The organism is Gelidibacter sp., from assembly GCF_053579655.1.
In genome coordinates this window covers 42,108-61,417 of sequence record NZ_JBMDWE010000024.1, presented here as the reverse complement: position 1 = coordinate 61,417, position 19,310 = coordinate 42,108, and the positions used below count along the sequence as shown (strand labels likewise).

The 19,310-nt window shown below is 37.3% G+C and carries 14 protein-coding genes; 13 read left to right on the top strand and 1 reads right to left on the bottom strand.

Annotated features, from left to right (window positions below):
* Positions 1-474 precede the first annotated feature (474 nt).
* From uvrA to ACOH2D_RS12725, 10 genes are all read left to right on the top strand, one after another.
* Positions 475-3,327, top strand: coding sequence for an excinuclease ABC subunit UvrA (gene uvrA, locus ACOH2D_RS12770; protein ID WP_348038665.1), 2,853 nt, complete (start codon positions 475-477; stop codon positions 3,325-3,327).
* A 109-nt stretch (positions 3,328-3,436) separates the two neighbouring features.
* Positions 3,437-3,604: a lmo0937 family membrane protein gene (locus ACOH2D_RS12765; RefSeq protein WP_348038663.1), complete on the top strand. Its 168-nt coding sequence runs from the start codon at positions 3,437-3,439 to the stop codon at positions 3,602-3,604.
* Positions 3,605-4,190: 586 nt separating this feature from the next.
* Entirely contained in the window at positions 4,191-4,880 is a 690-nt protein-coding gene (locus ACOH2D_RS12760; RefSeq protein ID WP_348038661.1) for an LOG family protein, read from the top strand.
* A gap of 214 nt (positions 4,881-5,094) precedes the next feature.
* Positions 5,095-7,941: a gluzincin family metallopeptidase gene (locus ACOH2D_RS12755; RefSeq protein ID WP_449535475.1), complete on the top strand. Its 2,847-nt coding sequence runs from the start codon at positions 5,095-5,097 to the stop codon at positions 7,939-7,941.
* A gap of 6 nt (positions 7,942-7,947) precedes the next feature.
* Positions 7,948-8,331 (top strand): hypothetical protein, encoded by a 384-nt coding sequence (locus ACOH2D_RS12750; protein ID WP_449535474.1) that lies wholly within the window; start codon positions 7,948-7,950, stop codon positions 8,329-8,331.
* Between the two features lie 368 nt (positions 8,332-8,699).
* A complete protein-coding gene (locus tag ACOH2D_RS12745; RefSeq protein WP_449535473.1) occupies positions 8,700-11,066 on the top strand; it encodes a S9 family peptidase in 2,367 nt (788 codons plus the stop codon).
* A 152-nt stretch (positions 11,067-11,218) separates the two neighbouring features.
* Complete coding sequence (locus tag ACOH2D_RS12740; RefSeq protein ID WP_449535472.1) at positions 11,219-13,630, top strand: alpha-ketoacid dehydrogenase subunit alpha/beta; 2,412 nt, start codon at positions 11,219-11,221, stop codon at positions 13,628-13,630.
* Positions 13,631-13,714: 84 nt separating this feature from the next.
* A complete protein-coding gene (locus ACOH2D_RS12735; RefSeq protein ID WP_348037314.1) occupies positions 13,715-14,092 on the top strand; it encodes a DoxX family protein in 378 nt (125 codons plus the stop codon).
* A gap of 6 nt (positions 14,093-14,098) precedes the next feature.
* Positions 14,099-14,569, top strand: coding sequence for a hypothetical protein (locus ACOH2D_RS12730; protein ID WP_348037316.1), 471 nt, complete (start codon positions 14,099-14,101; stop codon positions 14,567-14,569).
* Between the two features lie 121 nt (positions 14,570-14,690).
* Positions 14,691-15,275, top strand: a complete 585-nt coding sequence (locus tag ACOH2D_RS12725; protein ID WP_449535471.1) for a hypothetical protein — start codon at positions 14,691-14,693, stop codon at positions 15,273-15,275.
* A gap of 199 nt (positions 15,276-15,474) precedes the next feature.
* Here the strand turns inward: ACOH2D_RS12725 and holA are convergent, their stop codons facing one another.
* On the bottom strand, positions 15,475-16,479 hold the full coding sequence (holA, locus tag ACOH2D_RS12720) for a DNA polymerase III subunit delta (protein WP_449535470.1): 1,005 nt from the start codon (positions 16,477-16,479) through the stop codon (positions 15,475-15,477).
* Positions 16,480-16,585: 106 nt separating this feature from the next.
* Here holA and ACOH2D_RS12715 point away from each other — a divergent pair, with 106 nt between their 5' ends.
* The 3 genes from ACOH2D_RS12715 (at position 16,586) to ACOH2D_RS12705 (ending at position 19,141) form a co-directional block, all read left to right on the top strand.
* A complete protein-coding gene (locus ACOH2D_RS12715; RefSeq protein ID WP_449535469.1) occupies positions 16,586-17,035 on the top strand; it encodes a type I restriction enzyme HsdR N-terminal domain-containing protein in 450 nt (149 codons plus the stop codon).
* A gap of 127 nt (positions 17,036-17,162) precedes the next feature.
* Positions 17,163-18,176 carry a glycosyltransferase family 2 protein gene (locus ACOH2D_RS12710; RefSeq protein WP_449535468.1) on the top strand — a complete coding sequence of 338 codons (1,014 nt, stop codon included), beginning with the start codon at positions 17,163-17,165 and terminating at the stop codon, positions 18,174-18,176.
* 95 nt (positions 18,177-18,271) lie between these two features.
* A complete protein-coding gene (locus ACOH2D_RS12705) occupies positions 18,272-19,141 on the top strand; it encodes an OmpA/MotB family protein (protein ID WP_348037324.1) in 870 nt (289 codons plus the stop codon).
* Positions 19,142-19,310: the final 169 nt, after the last annotated feature.

The following is a 19,310-nucleotide window of genomic DNA, read 5'->3' as shown; positions in this document are numbered from 1 at the left end:
CATATATTTATAATCACTATTGTCCGAAAAAGAATTAAGACACTTCGACAAGCTCAGTAACCGCTGCCTCGCTGATAGAACCAAGAACAAAGACTAACCACGTAATTAATTGAAAATAAGGGCTGTGAAATTCATAATTAGAATAGGTTATGATGATTTAGCAATAGTTTTCAAAAAACCTCGAAATGAAGGATATTGAGGGTCAAAAACATTGAAATACCTTTATTTATCTCTATTCTTAGTAGATCAACGCAGCTTTAATCTGTCAACAATGATTTAAAATCGATTTTATTTCGACTAAACACTTCATGATTTTCATATTTTAGAAATTGTAACTCCTAAAAACCAAGCACTTATTTAACAAAACTCTAAGCAACCCTCACTTCATAATTTAATGCAGAAACTGTATCTTTGCAACCCTGTTTGGATTACTGAGCAGTCAGATGATTTTGCTAAAGCCCATTCTACAATTCCATGAGTCAATTTGAAGATACAATTGAGGTTCAAGGCGCGCGCGTTCACAACCTAAAAAACATAGATGTTTCCATTCCCCGAGAAAAACTTGTCGTCATTACAGGACTTTCTGGGAGCGGTAAATCGTCATTGGCTTTTGATACCATTTATGCCGAAGGTCAACGACGTTATATAGAAACATTTTCGGCGTATGCCCGTCAATTTCTCGGGGGTTTAGAGCGTCCCGATGTGGATAAAATCGATGGTCTTTCACCGGTGATCGCCATTGAGCAAAAAACCACCAGCAAATCGCCACGTTCAACCGTGGGTACGATTACAGAGATCTACGACTTTTTACGTTTGTTATACGCGCGAGCAAGTGACGCTTATAGCTATAATACGGGCGAAAAAATGGTCAGTTATACCGATGAGCAAATCAAAAGTCTGATCAAAGAAACTTTTAACGGCAAACGCATCAATATTTTAGCGCCTGTGATTCGCTCACGTAAAGGACATTATCGTGAATTGTTTGAGCAAATCGCCAAACAAGGCTTTGTTAAAGTACGTGCCGATGGCGAAGTCAAGGACTTGGTAAAAGGCATGCAATTGGACCGTTATAAAAATCATGATATTGAAATTGTCATCGACCGTCTTAAAATTGATGATTCTGTCGATAATGACAAACGTCTCACCGAAACGATTAATACGGCCATGTATCATGGGGAGGACATCCTTATGGTATTGGATCAAGACACGAATGAAACACGCTATTTTAGCAGAAGTTTGATGTGTCCCACTTCAGGAATTTCCTATCCAAACCCTGAGCCGAATAACTTTTCTTTCAACTCGCCAAAAGGTGCCTGTCCAAAATGTAATGGAATTGGCAAACTCTATCAGGTTAATGATAAAAAAATCATTCCTGACGACAGTCTTTCTATAAAAGCTGGTGCTTTAGTTCCTCACGGTCCTTATAAAAACAGCTGGATCTTCAAACAATTTGAAACCATTGCCCAACGGTACAACTTTGAGTTGACGGATCCTTACAAGGACATACCTGAAGAGGCTAAAAAAATGATTTTATATGGTGGCAACGAAAAGTTTTCTGTAGAAAGCAAAACGCTTGGGGTTACCAGAGATTACAAAATCGATTTTGAAGGGGTCGCCAATTTTATTGAGAATCAATTTACTACAGCCGAAACAACTTCTTTAAAACGTTGGGCAAAAGAGTATATGGACAAGGTGGAATGTGACTTATGTCATGGCTCGCGTTTACGTCAAGAATCACTTTATTTTAGGGTCAACGGAATGAATATTGCTGAATTGGCCAATATGGACATTAGCGATTTGGCGCAATGGTTTTCTGATTTGGCTCCGAAATTATCCGATAAGCAATTCCAGATTTCCGAAGAAATTATAAAAGAAATCAGAACCCGTGTGCAGTTTTTATTAGATGTTGGATTGGAATATTTATCACTTAATAGAAGTTCAAAATCATTATCAGGCGGTGAGGCACAACGGATCCGATTGGCCACTCAAATTGGCTCACAATTGGTCGGCGTGCTCTATATTTTGGATGAACCAAGTATTGGTTTACATCAGCGTGACAACGAAAAATTAATCAAATCATTGATCGCACTTCGTGATATCGGTAATTCTGTTATTGTGGTGGAGCACGACAAGGACATGATTGAAAGTGCCGACTATGTGATTGATATCGGCCCAAAAGCTGGAAAGTATGGTGGCGAGATCATCAGTATTGGAACGCCTGAAGAACTTAAAACACACCACACGCTTACCGCAGATTATCTAAACGGCACCAAACAAATCGAAATTCCGAAAAAACGACGTGAAGGCAATGGCAAGTTTATAGAGTTGAAAGGCTGCACGGGCAATAATTTAAAAAACGTTTCTGTAAAACTCCCGTTAGGAATGATGATTGGCGTGACAGGAGTTTCTGGCAGTGGAAAATCGACTTTGATCAATGAAACGCTGTACCCTATTCTCAATGCTCATTATTTTAATGGTGTCAAAAAACCAATGCCTTATAAAAGCATTAAAGGCTTGGAGCATATTGACAAAGTGATTGACATTAACCAATCGCCTATTGGAAGAACGCCTCGTAGCAATCCTGCAACTTACACCAAAACCTTTGACGAAATTCGCAGTTTATTTGCCAAGATTCCAGAAGCCATGATTCGTGGCTATAAACCAGGACGTTTTAGTTTTAACGTGAAAGGTGGGCGTTGTGAAACTTGTCAAGGTGGTGGTTTACGAGTTATTGAAATGAACTTTTTGCCCGATGTTTATGTCGAATGTGAAACTTGCCAAGGCAAACGTTTTAATAGAGAAACCCTTGAAATTCGTTACAAAGGAAAATCGATTAGCGATACTTTGGACATGACCATAAATGAAGCGGTTGATTTCTTTGAACACATTCCAAAAATCCACAACAAACTCAAGACGATCAAAGATGTTGGCTTGGGTTATATCACGCTTGGACAGCAAAGCACTACGCTTTCTGGAGGCGAAGCACAGCGTATCAAACTAGCGACTGAATTGAGCAAGCGCGATACAGGAAACACCTTTTATATTTTAGACGAACCTACCACAGGCCTTCACTTTGAAGATATTAGAGTTTTGATGAATGTTCTCAATAAATTGGTTAATAAAGGAAATACCATCTTAATTATTGAACATAATATGGATGTCATCAAAACAGTAGATTATATTATAGATATAGGCTATGAAGGCGGCAAAGGCGGTGGAGAAGTCATTGCAGAAGGAACTCCGGAAGAAGTGGCGAAACACAGGAAAAGCTACACTGCAAAATTCCTAAAAAAAGAACTTGAAATTCACAAAAACGAAGCAATTTAAGAGTTCCACTAATAAACCTTAATCAATTGTGTTAAAGTTTTACTCATATAAGCACACAAGATAGTCCTAATTTTTATTACCTTGGTACTTAACTTTAAAACTAACTATTATGAGAAATATTCTTTGGCTTGTAGCCGTAATTTGTATTATAATATGGCTTTTAGGATTTTTTGGTGTTGTAGCAGGCATGTCAAACAGTGGCTTAATCAACATTCTTTTAGTAATCGCAGTGATTGCTATTCTTTACAATATCATTTCTGGTCGTAGACCGCTATAAGCACACTTTATTAGTATTATAAAAAACGCACATATAAAAAGGTAAATCGAGAGATTTGCCTTTTTTTATTGTTAAGACGCTTTATAAATAGAAATATTAATAATTGATGATGTGACAATTAAACTCTAAGTTAATGAGGTACATCCTGCTTTTCTTCATAATGACATCATCTTTAACCAAATTATAGGAAATTTACGATGATGTCACCATTCTATGGCTTCAAGAATTCCCACGAAATAGTACATGATCGTCGAGATTCAATAACCAAACAACACCTTATCTAACCTAAATAATCAACAATTTGAAGCAGGTCATTAACCATCCATCTAACTTTCCAATTTCCAATCTAAAATTTTTTTAAAATTGATCGAATCGAACTTATTATGATATTTTCCATTAAATTTGTCTGTTTTGGCATTTCTAAAGGGAGAAGAAAGAGGATAGAATTTAGAGAAGACCAATGACAGATGTTCTCAGACTGAAGACTGCCAACTGCCAACTGCCGACTGCCAACTGCCGACTGAAGACTGAAGACTGAAGACTGAATACTGAAGACTAATAACACAATCAATAAAGAATATATCTAATGAGATTAGAAAAACACAGTAAATCTTGGAATGAAATAAAAACAAACGATTCTTGGGCCATTTTTAAAATAATGGGCGAGTTTGTAAACGGTTATGAAAAATTGAGCAAAATTGGACCTTGTGTTTCCATTTTTGGTTCAGCCCGTACCAAACCAGATCATAAATATTATAAATTAGCAGAAGAAGTGGCCAGAAAAATTGTCGAACATGGTTACGGTGTTATCACTGGTGGCGGTCCGGGCATCATGGAGGCAGGAAACAAAGGCGCCCATATTGCTGGCGGAACTTCGGTGGGTCTGAATATTGATTTACCTTTTGAGCAACACGACAATCCCTATATAGACGCTGATAAAAGCTTGGATTTTGACTACTTTTTTGTCAGAAAGGTCATGTTTGTAAAATATTCGCAAGGTTTTGTGGTGATGCCTGGGGGTTTTGGAACTTTGGACGAATTATTTGAAGCCATTACACTAATTCAGACCAATAAAATTGAAGAATTCCCGATCATTTTAGTGGGCACTGAGTTTTGGGAAGGCCTTTTAGGATGGGTACGAAGTACACTTTTAGATTCATTTGGCACCATCAGCGCAAAGGACTTGGATCTTGTTCATATAGTGGATACGCCTGATGAGGTTATTGAAATTCTAAACAGTTTTTACAAGGAGTTTGAATTAAGTCCGAACTTCTAAATTTTAAACAATAAATTTTTACTATTAGTTCTAAAATTTGAATAAATTAGAGCTCGTATAACGATACGAATTGATATGTTGGCGGAAAATATATCAGATAATTTCTTATAAATCACCAACAACTTAAATTAGAGATTCCTTGGCCGAAATCTTTTTTTTGCGAAAAACCAGGAATAATCCTTCGGGCTCTAACAGAATTTTAAAACTTTAAAATTTGTCATTTAGCACATTAAAAAGACGGTTTCTTTTCAGTTTATTGGTTTTCTATGCGGCATTGATGTTTGGTCAAAATAAGATCGACATCGATGCTACATTTGACGTGGGAAAAAAGAGTGCAAAAGTCTCGCAGACCATTCGCTATCAAAATAACACAAACGATACATTAAAAACGATTTACCTAAACGATTGGAACAATAGTTTCTCAACCAAAAGAACTCCGTTGGCCATTCGGTTTGCCGAAGAATACAGTACAAAATTCCACTTTGCGACCAATGAAATGCGAGGTTTTACAAATATTACCGCAATAAAAGATGAAACTGGAAAGGAACTCAATCATACCAGATTAAAACAGCATCCTGATGTTGTAGAAGTAGAGCTGTCCACGCCGCTATTGCCAAACGAGTATTATCAAATTGACCTTTTTTACAATCTGCGATTTCCCGATGATACCTTTACGGATTATGGAATTACGGAAGCTAACGATCTTAATTTAAAATATTGGTACATCACTCCTGCCGTTTATGATGGAGCTTGGCATTATTACAGCAATAAAAACTTGGACGATCTGTTTGTTCCAAAAGCCGATATCAGTCTCAAAATAGAATTTCCGAAAAATTATGGCGTTTATTCTGAACTCGCCATTCAAGAAACGGTGCCCCATGACAGCACACAAACCTTTTATCTTTATGGAAAAGATCGGGTGGACAGCAAACTCTATCTCAATAAATTCCCGAAATTTAATTTTGTACAGACAGATAATTTCACGGTCATTACTGATTTGGAAAATGAAGGCATCATGCCTATCGATCGTGCCATCCTTACCGATAAAATCACGCAATTCATTACTAAAAACCTAGGGAAATATCCGCATGATTTTCTTTTAGTAACAAATATCGAATATAAAAAAGATCCACTTTATGGCTTGAATCAATTGCCCAAATTCCTGAATCCATTTCCTGGAAACCTGCAATATGAGCTTAAGCTTTTGAAAACCACCCTCGGCAACTACCTTGACAACACGCTCTTATTAAATCCGCGAGAGGATTATTGGCTAAGTGATGGCATTCAGATTTATTATTTGATGAAATATGTGGAAGAGAACTATCCGGATCTTAAATTGTTGGGCACTTTAGGCGATTATTGGGGCGCTCGTTCATTTCATGCCGCCAGTCTTAATTTTAATGAGCAATACAATCTTTATTTCATGCAAATGGCGCGCACCAACAGGGATCAAGCCTTAACAATGCCTAAAGATGCATTATTGAAATTCAACGCCAGTATCGCCGGGAAATATAAAGCAGGGATCGGATTGAAATATTTAGATGATTTTGTCAATGGTGATGTCGTTGAAAAAACCATTCAAGAATATCTTGAAATTTCAAAATTAAAAAACACGACCTCTGCCGATTTTGAAAACTTATTAAAAAAGAATACTGATAAAGACGTCGATTGGTTTTTTGAAGACTATCTCAATAGCAGAAAAAAAATAGACTTTAGAATTAAGGATATTGTCAAAACTGATGATTCTGTCACCTTTACCATTAAGAATAAACGAAAAAACAATTTCCCTGTTTCTCTATTTACTCTTAAAAATGATTCCGTACTATCAAAAACATGGATCGAGCATATCTATGGTTCAAAAACATTAACCATTCCGCGCAACGAGGCTACCAAGTTGGTGCTGAATTACGATAATACAATTCCCGAAAATAACCTTCGAGACAATTGGAAGTCACTAAGAGGCTGGTTTTTCAACAACAAACCTTTACAGTTTCGCTTGTTTAAGGACTTTGAAGATCCCAACTATGATCAGGTGTTTTTTATGCCATTAGTAGAATTCAACAATATTTATGACGGCTTCACGCTGGGTGCCAAAATTTATAACAAAACGCTATTGATGAAAAATTTCACCTATAGACTGTCACCCAAATATTCTTTTAATTCAGAAACCATTACTGGCAGCGCCATGGGTCTCTATACACAGCATGTTGACGATAAAAACCTACATATGATCACCTATGGCCTGAGCGGTGCTTATGCCTCTTTTGCGAAAAATGCCTTTGTAACCAAAATCAGTCCCAGTGTCTCCTTTCATTTTAGAGACAACAATAACTTTAGATCCAACAAATCGAGTTATATAAATTTGAGGTATTTAGATATTTCCAGATCCCTCAAGGACAATCCAATGCTTACCGTAATCGATCCTGATTATAGTGTTTTTAACATCCGATATGTGAATGCCCATACTGATTTGATTGATTTTTCAAAATTTTATTATGATTTTCAAGCCGCTAAAAAGTTCGGAAAAATAGCAATCAACTACGAGTGGCGAAAACTTACAGAAGGCAACCGACAATTCAATTTCAGGTTTTTTGCTGGGACATTTCTATACAATAAAACCGATCCAACCTCCGACTATTTTAGCTTTGCTTTAGACCGACCAACCGATTACCTATTTGATTATAACTATTTGGGACGTTCTGAAAACTCAGGGATCTTCAGTCAGCAAATTATCATTGCCGAAGGTGGATTTAAGTCCAAACTAGAGACGCCTTTCGCCAATCAATGGATGGCTACTGCTAATGTGAGCACAACTATATGGCGCTATATTGAAGCTTATGGCGATATTGGTTTGGTGAAAAACCGATCCTTCAATCCCGAATTTATGTATGACTCTGGAATTCGACTCAATTTAGTAACCGATTATTTCGAACTTTATTTCCCGCTCTATTCAAATTTAGGATGGGAAATTGATCAACCTAACTACAGCCAACGCATCCGTATTAAATTCACATTAGATCCTGAGGTTTTATTGGGTCTTTTCAGGCGGAAGTGGTTTTGATGCTGTTTGGAAATTGAAATTGAAGTTGAAATCGAAGTTGAAATCGAAAATGAATTTGAACTTGAATTAGATGTTGAAATACAAAAGATTAACGACATTCCGTTGCGACCCTTGCGAAGAAACCTAGCGTCCTTGCGTTTAAACACAAGAATGAAGTTTAACCGCAAAGGGCGCAAAGTTGAGCGCAAGGGACGCGGAGAATTTGAAATTGAAAATGAATCAGAACTTGAATTAGAAGTTGAAATACAAAAGATTAACGACATTCCGTTGCGACCTCTGCGAAGAATCCTAGCGTCCTTGCGTTTAATCACAAGAATGAAGTTTAATTTCAAAGGGCGCAAAGTTGAGCGCAAGGGACGCGGAGAATTTGAAATTGAAAATGAAGTTTAAATTGAAAATGAATCTGAACTTGAATTAGAAAATGAAACACAAAAACATCGCCATTCCGTTGCGACCTTTGCGAAAAAACCTAGCGTCCTTGCGTTTAAACACAAGCATGAAGATTAACTGCAAAGATTTTGTAATGTACGTTGAGATGTGAGTTGTTAAGTTGCCAAGTCCATAAAACTCCGTGAAGCTCAATAAAATCTCCGCGCATCTCTGTGTAATAACACTTAGCAATCCGTTATCATCTAAATCCATCACTTATTTTCAAATTTATTTAACGCCAAGTCTATGCTTAAAACTTATTGAAAATTGATAAGTTTGTAATCGAGCATTTGTGCTTTAATTTAAAACCAACAACTAACTTCATATCAATGAGTAAATCCATTTTCTTCAGCCTCCTATTTTCATTTCTATTCATCAACATCTACGCGCAAAAAAGTGAACTTTCCGTTGAGGAAATAATGCAAGATCCCAAATGGATGGGGACATTCCCTTCAAATGTAAAATGGGACCAAAACAGCAGTGCTATTTATTTTAATTACAATTCGGATAATGATCCATCGGATTCTTTGTACCGCCTCCGATTGGCAAATCCTAAAAAAATTGAAAAAGTAAGCTGGACCGAAGAAAAAAACATCGATTTTACTCGAGGCACTTTCGATAAAGCAAAAACCAAAAAGATTTATTCCAAAGGCAACGCTTTAATTGTCCTTGATGTCAAATCTGGTAAAAAAACAGAATTGCTACAATTCCCAAAAAACATCGGTAGCCCTTATTTCTTGGCCAATGAAGATTGGATAGCTTTTGAAGCGGAGAACAATGCCTATATCTATTCACAAAAATCAGGCATCTTAAAGAAGTTAACCGAAATTAAATCGGGAGACGAATCGAAAAAGAAAGAGCCTAAATCATCAGAAAAAGCCTCGTTTTTGGAAGAGGAAAATCTGAAATTACTAAGTGTTGTCAAAGAACGCAAAGACAAACAAGAAAGCACAAAAAAAATCAAAGACGAACGCAAAGACAAAGATCCCTATACTTATTATGCTGGTGACAATCAAATCCTTAATCTGAAAGTGTCTCCAGATGCAAAATATGTAACGTTTAACCTCTACCATCGTGGTAAAAGCGATAATACCATCGTTCCAAATTATATTGATGCGTCCAGCTACACCAAAGATTTGAACACCCGTTCTAAAGTTGGCGATGACCCAACCAAAGTGGAATTGGCCATTTATAATATAGAAAAAGACACGGTTTATAAAGTTCAAACCAACACCTTACCTGGCATTAAAGATTTACCAGATTACGTTAAAGATTATCCAAACAAGGTTTGGGAAGAAAAAGACCGCGATATTACGATTTCAAACGCTTATTTTTCTGATAATGGCCAACAGGCGATCGTGAATGTGCGCTCCAAAGACAATAAAGACCGTTGGATTGCCAAAATAGATTTAACTACTGGTGCCTTAACCAGTTTAGACAGACAGCGTGATGAAGCATGGATTGCCGGCCCTGGTATTGGATGGTCGCTGGGCGGTGGCACTTTGGGCTGGTTGCCAGATAACAAGCATATTTATTTTCAATCGGAAGCCACTGGCTATTCTCATTTATATCTTTTAGAAGTCAACAATGGCAATAAAACAGCCTTGACTTCAGGGAATTATGAAGTTTTCGATCCGTTTATGTCCAATGATCAAAAAAGCTGGTACCTCACCACTTCTGAAGTAGGTCCTGGCGAACGTCAGTTCTATAAAATGCCTTTAATGGGAGGGAAAATGGAGCAATTGACCAGTATGACTGGTAATAATGACGTGAGCTTATCTCCAGATGAAAAAAATATTGCGATTCTTCATTCCTATAGCAACCAACCTTGGGAGCTTTATCTAAAAAAGAACGACGCTAAGTCCAAAGCCATTCAATTGACTTCAGGACAATCTGACGTTTTCAAAAGCTATAATTGGAGAGATCCACAACTCATTAGCTTTAAAGCTGAAGATGGCGCGCAGGTGCCTGCCAGACTTTATGTACCTGAAGCCTCAGTTAAAAATAATGCTGCGGTAATTTTTGTCCATGGCGCAGGCTATCTTCAGAATGTCCATAAATGGTGGTCTTCTTACTTTAGAGAATATATGTTTCATAACTTATTAACCGATTTAGGCTACACCGTTATCGATATCGATTACAGAGGAAGTGCAGGTTACGGCAGAGATTGGCGTACTGGAATTTACAGACATATGGGCGGAAAAGATTTATCTGATCAAGTGGATGGCGCTAAATATCTGATGGAAAATTACGGCATTGACAAGGATAAAATCGGTATCTATGGTGGCAGCTACGGCGGATTTATCACGTTAATGGCTCTGTTTAATGAAGCGGATACCTTCACTTCTGGTGCGGCATTGCGCTCGGTTACAGATTGGGCACATTACAATCACGGATACACTGCCAATATTTTAAACGAGCCTTTTAATGATCCTATCGCCTACGAACGCTCCTCGCCTATTTATTTTGCAGAAGGCTTAAAAGGCAATCTCCTCATAGCTCACGGCATGCTGGATGTTAACGTACATTTTCAGGATGTGGTGCGTTTAGCCCAACGTTTGATTGAATTGGGCAAGGACAATTGGGAAATGGCCGTTTATCCAGCAGAAGATCATGGTTTTGTGGAGCCAAGCAGTTGGACGGATGAATATAAGCGTATTTTAAAACTCTTTAACACGACCTTACTCGAGGAGTAAACACAAATAAAACGCTACAAAACAACACCTTACCCCTAACACGGTAAGGTGTTTCTGTTTAATGACCACAATGTAATATTATCGTTGAATAGGTATTTGAATTGCAAAACCATTCGAATTTAACTACTTTTGCAATAACCAATACGCACTATATGCAAACGACGCCAAAAATAACCAAAGACATATCCTTCGAAGAATTTCAATCCGAAATCTTAAGTGATTATAAAATTGCAATGACCAGCAGAGAGTGTAGTTTGTTGGGCAGACGCGAAGTTCTGACTGGAAAAGCGAAGTTTGGAATTTTTGGAGACGGAAAGGAAGTGCCTCAATTGGCATGGGCCAAAGTATTTAAAAACGGCGATTTCCGCTCTGGCTATTACAGGGATCAAACCTTTATGATGGCGATTGGCGAATTGAGTATTCAGCAGTTTTTTGCCGGATTATATGGCGATCCTGATATTAACCACGATCCGATGTCGGCAGGACGTCAAATGGGTGGCCACTTTGGCACACACAGTTTAGATGAAAAAGGCGAGTGGAAAAACCTCTTACAACAAAAAAATTCAAGTGCCGACATCTCTCCTACCGCAGGACAAATGCCACGGCTTTTAGGCTTAGCACAAGCCTCAAAAATATATCGAAATGTCAAGGGTATTGACAGCACTAAATTCTCAAATAAAGGAAATGAAGTGGCTTGGGGTACCATCGGAAATGCCAGTACCAGTGAAGGCTTGTTTTTTGAAACCATCAATGCTGCAGGAGTTTTGCAAGTACCGATGGTTATCAGTATTTGGGATGATGAATATGGCATTTCAGTGCACGCCAAACATCAAACTACCAAAGAAAGTATTTCAGAAATCCTAAAAGGTTTCCAACGCGACGAGCAAAATAAAGGCTACGAAATACTAAAAGTTAAGGGCTGGGATTATGTCGCCTTAGTTGAAACCTATCAACGAGCCTCAAAAATTGCAAGGGAAGAACATGTCCCTGTGATGATTCATGTTGTTGAACTTACACAGCCTCAAGGCCACTCCACCTCTGGATCCCATGAGCGTTACAAAAGCAAAGAGCGTTTAGATTGGGAAATCGAACGCGATTGTATTCGTAAAATGCGCGACTGGATGATTTCCAATGGCATTTCTACGGAATTTGAATTGGATACCATCGATAAAAACATAAAAAAGAACGTTAGAGAAGGCAAAAAAGCCGCTTGGGACGCCTATCAATCCCCTTTAAAAGAGGAACAACAGGAAGCTTTTCAATTGATTACTAATTTAGCCAATTCAAGTGCCAACAAAGTTTTCATTGAACATGTGATTACGGAATTATCCCATATTGCGGAGCCTGTCAGAAAAGATATTGCATCAGCGGTAAGAAGATCATTGCGTTATGTGATTTCCGAAAATTCTGTCCAAAAAGATGCTACCAACGCTTGGATCGATGCCTATTTAGAGCGGATTCAACCAAAATACAGTTCCCATTTATTTAGCCAATCAAAAAAATCGGCTTTATATATCAAAGAGGTTCTACCAACCTATGACGCTTCCGCAGAAGATGTAGATGGCCGCTTGGTGCTTCGCGATAATTTTGATGTCATTTTCAATAAACATCCTGAAGCTTTGATATTTGGTGAAGACACAGGAGCAATTGGCGATGTTAACCAAGGTTTGGAAGGCTTACAGGAAAAGTATGGAGAGCTTAGAGTTGCCGATGTTGGCATTCGTGAAGCTACTATTATGGGTCAAGGTATTGGGATGGCTATGCGCGGTTTACGTCCTATTGCCGAAATTCAATATTTGGACTATATTCTTTATGCGCTTCAGATCATGAGCGATGACCTTGCCACTTTACATTACAGAACACACGGCAAGCAAAAAGCACCAGTAATTGTGAGAACAAGAGGCCACAGATTGGAAGGTATTTGGCATTCGGGATCTCAATTGGGAGGTATTTTGAATTTGATCAGAGGCATCCATGTCTTGGTGCCCCGAAATATGACTAAAGCTGCTGGTTTTTACAACACACTTTTGGAGTGTGATGAACCTGCTTTAGTGGTGGAATGCCTAAACGGTTACCGCCTTAAAGAAAAGTTACCAACTAATTTGGGAGAGTTTAAAACACCGATCGGCGTGGTGGAAACAGTTAAAAAGGGTAATGACATCACCTTAGTATCCTATGGTTCCACTTTGCGTTTGGTTGAACAAGCGGCCAAAGAATTACAAGAAGTGGGAATCGACGCCGAAGTGATTGATGTTCAGTCCTTGTTGCCTTTCGATTTAAATCATGATATTGTCCAAAGTGTTGCCAAAACCAACCGATTAATGATCATTGATGAAGATGTTCCGGGTGGGGCTTCTGCATTTATCCTGAATGAAATTTTAAGCACACAAAACGCCTATCAATATTTAGACAGTCAGCCAAAAACCTTAACGGCGCGTCCACACCGTCCTGCCTATGGTACGGATGGCGACTATTTTTCAAAACCTTCAGTTGAAGATATTTTTGAAAATGTTTATGCGATGATGCATGAAGTCAGTCCTGACAAATATCCGAAATTAAGATAATTTATAAATCCAGTTCATTTTCTGATTCAGACATCACATTTTTATTCTGAATACATCCATTCATTCTTAAAACCACCATTTTAAATGAAAAATAATTTTAACGATTTTGCACTTGCTATTTTAAGAATTGGCTTTTCAGGAGCCATGTTGACGCACGGTATTCCAAAAGTCAGCATGCTTTTTAGCAATCCTTCTGGATTCCCTGATCCTATTGGCATTGGTGGAACCGCCACACTTATCATAGCAGTTTTAGGTGAAGCCATTGGTCCATTATTAGTGCTCATCGGCTTTAAAACACGGATTGCGGCCATTCCTACTATTTTGACCATGGCAGCTGCGACTTTTGTAGTGCATGCTCATGACGATTTTGCCGTTAAGGAAAAAGCGATTATGTATATGATTGCCTTTATCGCTATCGCTTTGGCGGGTGCTGGAAAGTATTCCGTGGACGGTAAAAAATAGTTTGAGATGAAAGCGGTTTCTGTTGTTACCATTAAGAAAGAATTAAAGCATCGCTCCGCCGAAGAATTGCTGGAGCTTTGTTTGCGTCTTTCTAAGTTTAAAAAAGAAAACAAGGAACTGCTTACTTATTTGTTGTTTGAAGCGCACGATGAATCTGGGTATATCGAAACCGTGAAAGCTGAAATAGATCAACAGTTTGAGGAGATCAATACCAATAGTTATTTCTATATTAAGAAAAGCGTTCGTAAGATTCTTAGAAATATTAAGAAATACGCCCGATATTCGTTAAAAAAAGAAACCGAAGTGGAACTCTTACTCCATTTTTGTTTTGTTTTAAAAGAGTTCAAACCTTCCATTTTTGATAATGTGACGCTCATCAATATCTATGAGCGTCAGATTTTGCTTATAAAAAAGATTGTAGGCACTTTACATGAAGACTTACAATACGATTATCATTTGGAGCTGGAGAAATTATAAGATAAAATCTTCACTTCGAAAGTATTCAAACTCTAATTCTCTAGATTAGAGAATACCAATACCTCTCGACACCGAGGCAGCTGAAATAAAAAAATATATCACAAAACCCTAATTTTCGCGCATGAACATAAAAATTTCGGTGACCTTGATTCTTCTTTTGCAAGTGTCTTTTATAGGTTTTTCTCAAACAAAGTCAACAGCTACTAATTCTGTTTCAGAAATTATAAAAAAACAAAAATCAGGTCAGGACAAACTGAATTACACAGACACTACATTCGCCTACCAAGTAATTATTCCTAAATGGTGGGAAATCAAAGAAACACCAAGTACTAACTTTTTTGGAGGCACTTTGCCTGAAATAGACAAATCGAAAGCTGCCCTTTTATTTAAGGCTTTTGATAAGGATAAATTTAAATCCTTAGCAAATTTTGAAAACTGGGTCATTACTGGATACAAGTCAGGCGATACTCCCAAATGGTCGGAAGATCATATCGTATTGTTCAAAAAAAACATGGATGAATTTGCAACTATTGGAAAGGCTTTTAAAGTACAATTGAAAGCTTATGACACTTTTTACAACTGTTGCTATATCATTGTTGAAACTTCCAAATCCTATCTATGGATTGATTTAACGTCTACTCGAGAGACCTATGATGCCAATTTTAAAAGGTTAGAAAAAGTGATGTTGGAGTTTAAGAGGTTGTAAAACGTGAAAATGAAATCGAAGTTGAAATTGAAGTTGAAATTGAAGTTGAAATTGAAGTTCTAAAAAACAACAGGAATTTAAAAACAATTGCAGATACATTCAACAATTGACAAGCTCAACCTGAAACCAGAAACAAGAAACAAGAAACTAGAAATAAGCTCACCCGTCAGTAGCTTTAGCGAAGGCGGGAAACCTCAATCTATCTCATAATCCGCACCAACAGTTCCTTAAGTAAATCGCCTTGCGAAACCGCATTGGAACCCACACCTTTGCTTTTAACATCAAATTCACGTAAAACACCCACAACTTCACTCACTTTCCGCATCGGAAAATTACGAGCTGCCGTCACATATTCATTTACAAAATAAGGATTTATTTTTAATGCTGAAGCCACATTTCGAGGTGATTTATCGGTCATACCATGAAAATGGAGCAATTGTGAAAAGAAATTAAACAATAAAGACACGGTAACCACCATCGGATTGTCCTTCGGGTTTTCGGCAAAATAGTGAACGATTTGATGTGCCTTTTTTATATCGCGATCGCCAATAGCCTTTCGCAATTCAAAATTATTGAAGTCTTTACTAATCCCAATATTCTCTTCTATATGCTCCGGACTGATTTGCGTTCCTTTGGGTAAAATAATCTGAAGTTTATTCAGTTCATTATTGATCTTACTCAAATCCGTTCCCAAAAATTCGACCAGCATTTGAGCTGCTTTGGGAGCAATACCATAATCTTTTGGCGCCAACACCCGTTTGATCCAATCCGCCACTTGGTTTTCATAAAGCTTTTTGCTTTCGTAAACCACGCCCATTTTATTCAGGGTTTTGTAGAGTGACTTTCGCTTATCAATCGTTTTGTACTTATAATTCATTACCAAAATGGTCGAAGGTTGTGGTTGCTTGGCGTAATTGACAAGATTTTCGATGGTTCGCGATAAATCCTGAGCTTCTTTGACAATAATGACTTGATATTCGGCCATCATAGGAAAACGCTTCGCATTCGATACAATATCATCTATGGACACATCACGTCCGTAAAGCACCATCTGATTAAATCCGCGTTCATCTTCAGTAAGCACATTATCCTCAATAAAATCTGAGATCCGATCTATATAATACGCCTCCTCGCCCATTAAAAAATAAATCGGTTTCAACTTTCTGCTCTTGATATCAGCAACTATCTGTTTTACTTCGTCCAAAATTTATAAATTTTCAAATTCTCAATGACCAAACCCCGATTTTCCCTCAAGGAATTTGGTATTTGACTATTGAAGATTAACTTTGGGATTGTCTAAATTAAAAGCCTTGCAACCACTCAATTTTCCAAAGTTTTCGTTTCGATTCAAAAATAGCGAAAATAAAGTATCTATTTTCGACGCCGTTCGTAAAAAGTTTATCATTTTACAACCCGAAGAATGGGTGCGTCAACACTGCGTACAGTACTTAATGACCGAAAAGAAATACCCGCATTCCTTGATTAATGTTGAAAAGGAATTGACCATCAACAACTTGAAAAAACGTTATGATATTGTGGTTTTCAACACACAAGGCGATGTCCATTTGATTGTCGAATGTAAAGCCCCACAAATCGCCATTGACCAAAGTACATTTGATCAAATTGCACGTTATAACTTAGCACTAAAAGCCACCTATTTAATGGTAACTAATGGTTTGGAACACTATTACTGTCAGATGGATTTTGAGGCGGAGACGTATGTGTTTTTGAAGGATATTCCGGAGTATGTTAGAGGTTAGAGGTTAGAGGTTAGAGGTTAGAGGTTAGAAAAATAAAAAATCAGTATGGATCGACAAAAATTTAGCAGATTAATAATCAACCTTTTTTTTATACCATTCATTAATAAAAAATAAAATTCGTGAATTCGTGGCTAAAGAAAAAATAGCAATTGTTATATTAAACTGGAATGGTAAAGATTTGTTGGAGAAATTCTTGCCTTCAGTAATTCTGCATTCTGAGGATGCGGTTATTTATGTGGCAGATAATGCATCTACTGATAATTCGGTTGCGTTTGTAAGATCGACATATCCCACGGTGAAAATCATTGAAAACAAAGAAAATGGTGGCTATGCCAAAGGTTATAATGATGCCTTAAAATACGTTGACGAAGACATCTATTGCCTTTTAAACAGTGATGTTGAAGTCACGGCAGATTGGCTAAGCCCTATTCAATCAATATTCCAAACCGAAGCTGAAACGGCTATCGTCCAACCAAAAATTCTAGATTATAAAAACAAAGCCTATTTTGAATATGCTGGCGCGGCAGGTGGATTTATCGACAAATTCGGATATCCATACTGCAGAGGGCGCATTTTTGATACGATTGAAAAAGATACTGGTCAATATAATGACACCACTGAGATCTTTTGGGCTTCTGGCGCTTGCTTCTTTATCAGAAAATCGGTGTTTAAAACCTTAGGCGGTTTTGATGCATCATTTTTTGCCCATATGGAAGAAATTGATTTGTGCTGGCGCGCCCATAACTCAGGAGTTATTGCAAAATATGTGGGTGCTTCGACCGTATATCATGTTGGCGGCGCCACTTTAAAAACAACAAATCCAAGGAAGACTTATCTCAATTTCAGAAACAGTTTGTTCACTTTAACAAAAAATGCTCCTAAAAACTTGTTCATTTTAATATTTACGCGACTTTTTCTGGACGGTCTTGCTGCTTTAAAATTTCTGTCAGAGTTTAAACTCAAACATATTATGGCCATCCTAAAAGCGCATTATAGTTTCTATGCTAGCCTCCCGTATTTGCTGAGAAAACGTCAGTTATTAAAACAACATATGCACGTCGATTCGCTTTCAAAATATTATAAAACGAGATCCATTGTATGGCTTTATTTTGTAAAAAATCGGAAGAAATTTAGCGAATAATCAAATCTGTTAAAATTTTTGTTAATCCGTCTATTAAGTGAGGTTTTTTATATATTTTTGGCACGTAAATTTCTAATTATTTAATCACTACCATTATGAAAAAAATCATTTTTTTAAGCGTGTTTTCATTGCTTATTTTAAGTTCATGTGTATCTAAAAAACAATACACAGCACTTGAAGCTAAACAAAAAGAAACACAAGATTTATTAAACACCGCAACAGTAAAATTAAACAGCTGCATCTCTGAGAGAGCTACTGCTTTAGCACGTGTTGAAGGTTTACAGGAGCAATTGGCTGATATGCGTAGAACCAATCAGGATTTAATTGACACCAAAGGCAACTTAACAACTTTAACTCAGAAAGGTGCTGAGAATCTTGAAAGATCTCTAGAAAGCCTTAAAGAAAAAGATCTTAAAATTACACGTTTACAAGACGCGTTAACTAAAAAAGACAGTGTTACTTTAGCTATTGTAACAAGCTTGAAGAAAGATGTTGGTTTGAGCGATCCAGACATCCAAATCAATGTTGAAAAAGGTGTTGTCTATATTTCTATTGCTGACAAATTATTGTTTCAAAGCGGAAGCTACAACGTAACTGCAAAAGCTAAAACAATTTTAGCTAAAGTTGCAACAGTTGTAAACGGAAAACCTGATTTCGAATGTATGGTTGAAGGTCATACAGATAGCGTACCTTACAAAAAAGGTGGCGTAATTGAAGACAACTGGGATTTAAGTGTTAAACGTGCAACTTCTATTGTTAGAGTATTGGAACAATTAGGTGTTAATCCAAAACAATTAATTGCTTCAGGACGTAGCGAGTATGTGCCATTAGTATCTAATGATACTGCTGAAAACAGATCAATCAACAGACGTACTCGTATTTTAGTACTTCCTAAAATTGACCAATTCTACGAAATGGTTGAAAAAGAAATGAAAAACATGATTGCTGAAGACGCAAGAAAATAAGCAATAAGTTTTAATATAATTAAAAAAGCTCAACTTAACGGTTGAGCTTTTTTTATTTCTGCGAAGGCAGGAAACCGTAGGTTCACCGAAGCTAATCTTTGTTTTTGGATTTGATATATAAAAACGTTTATGCTATCCCTTTTATTAATGGTCTGGGACGCTTTTAAAA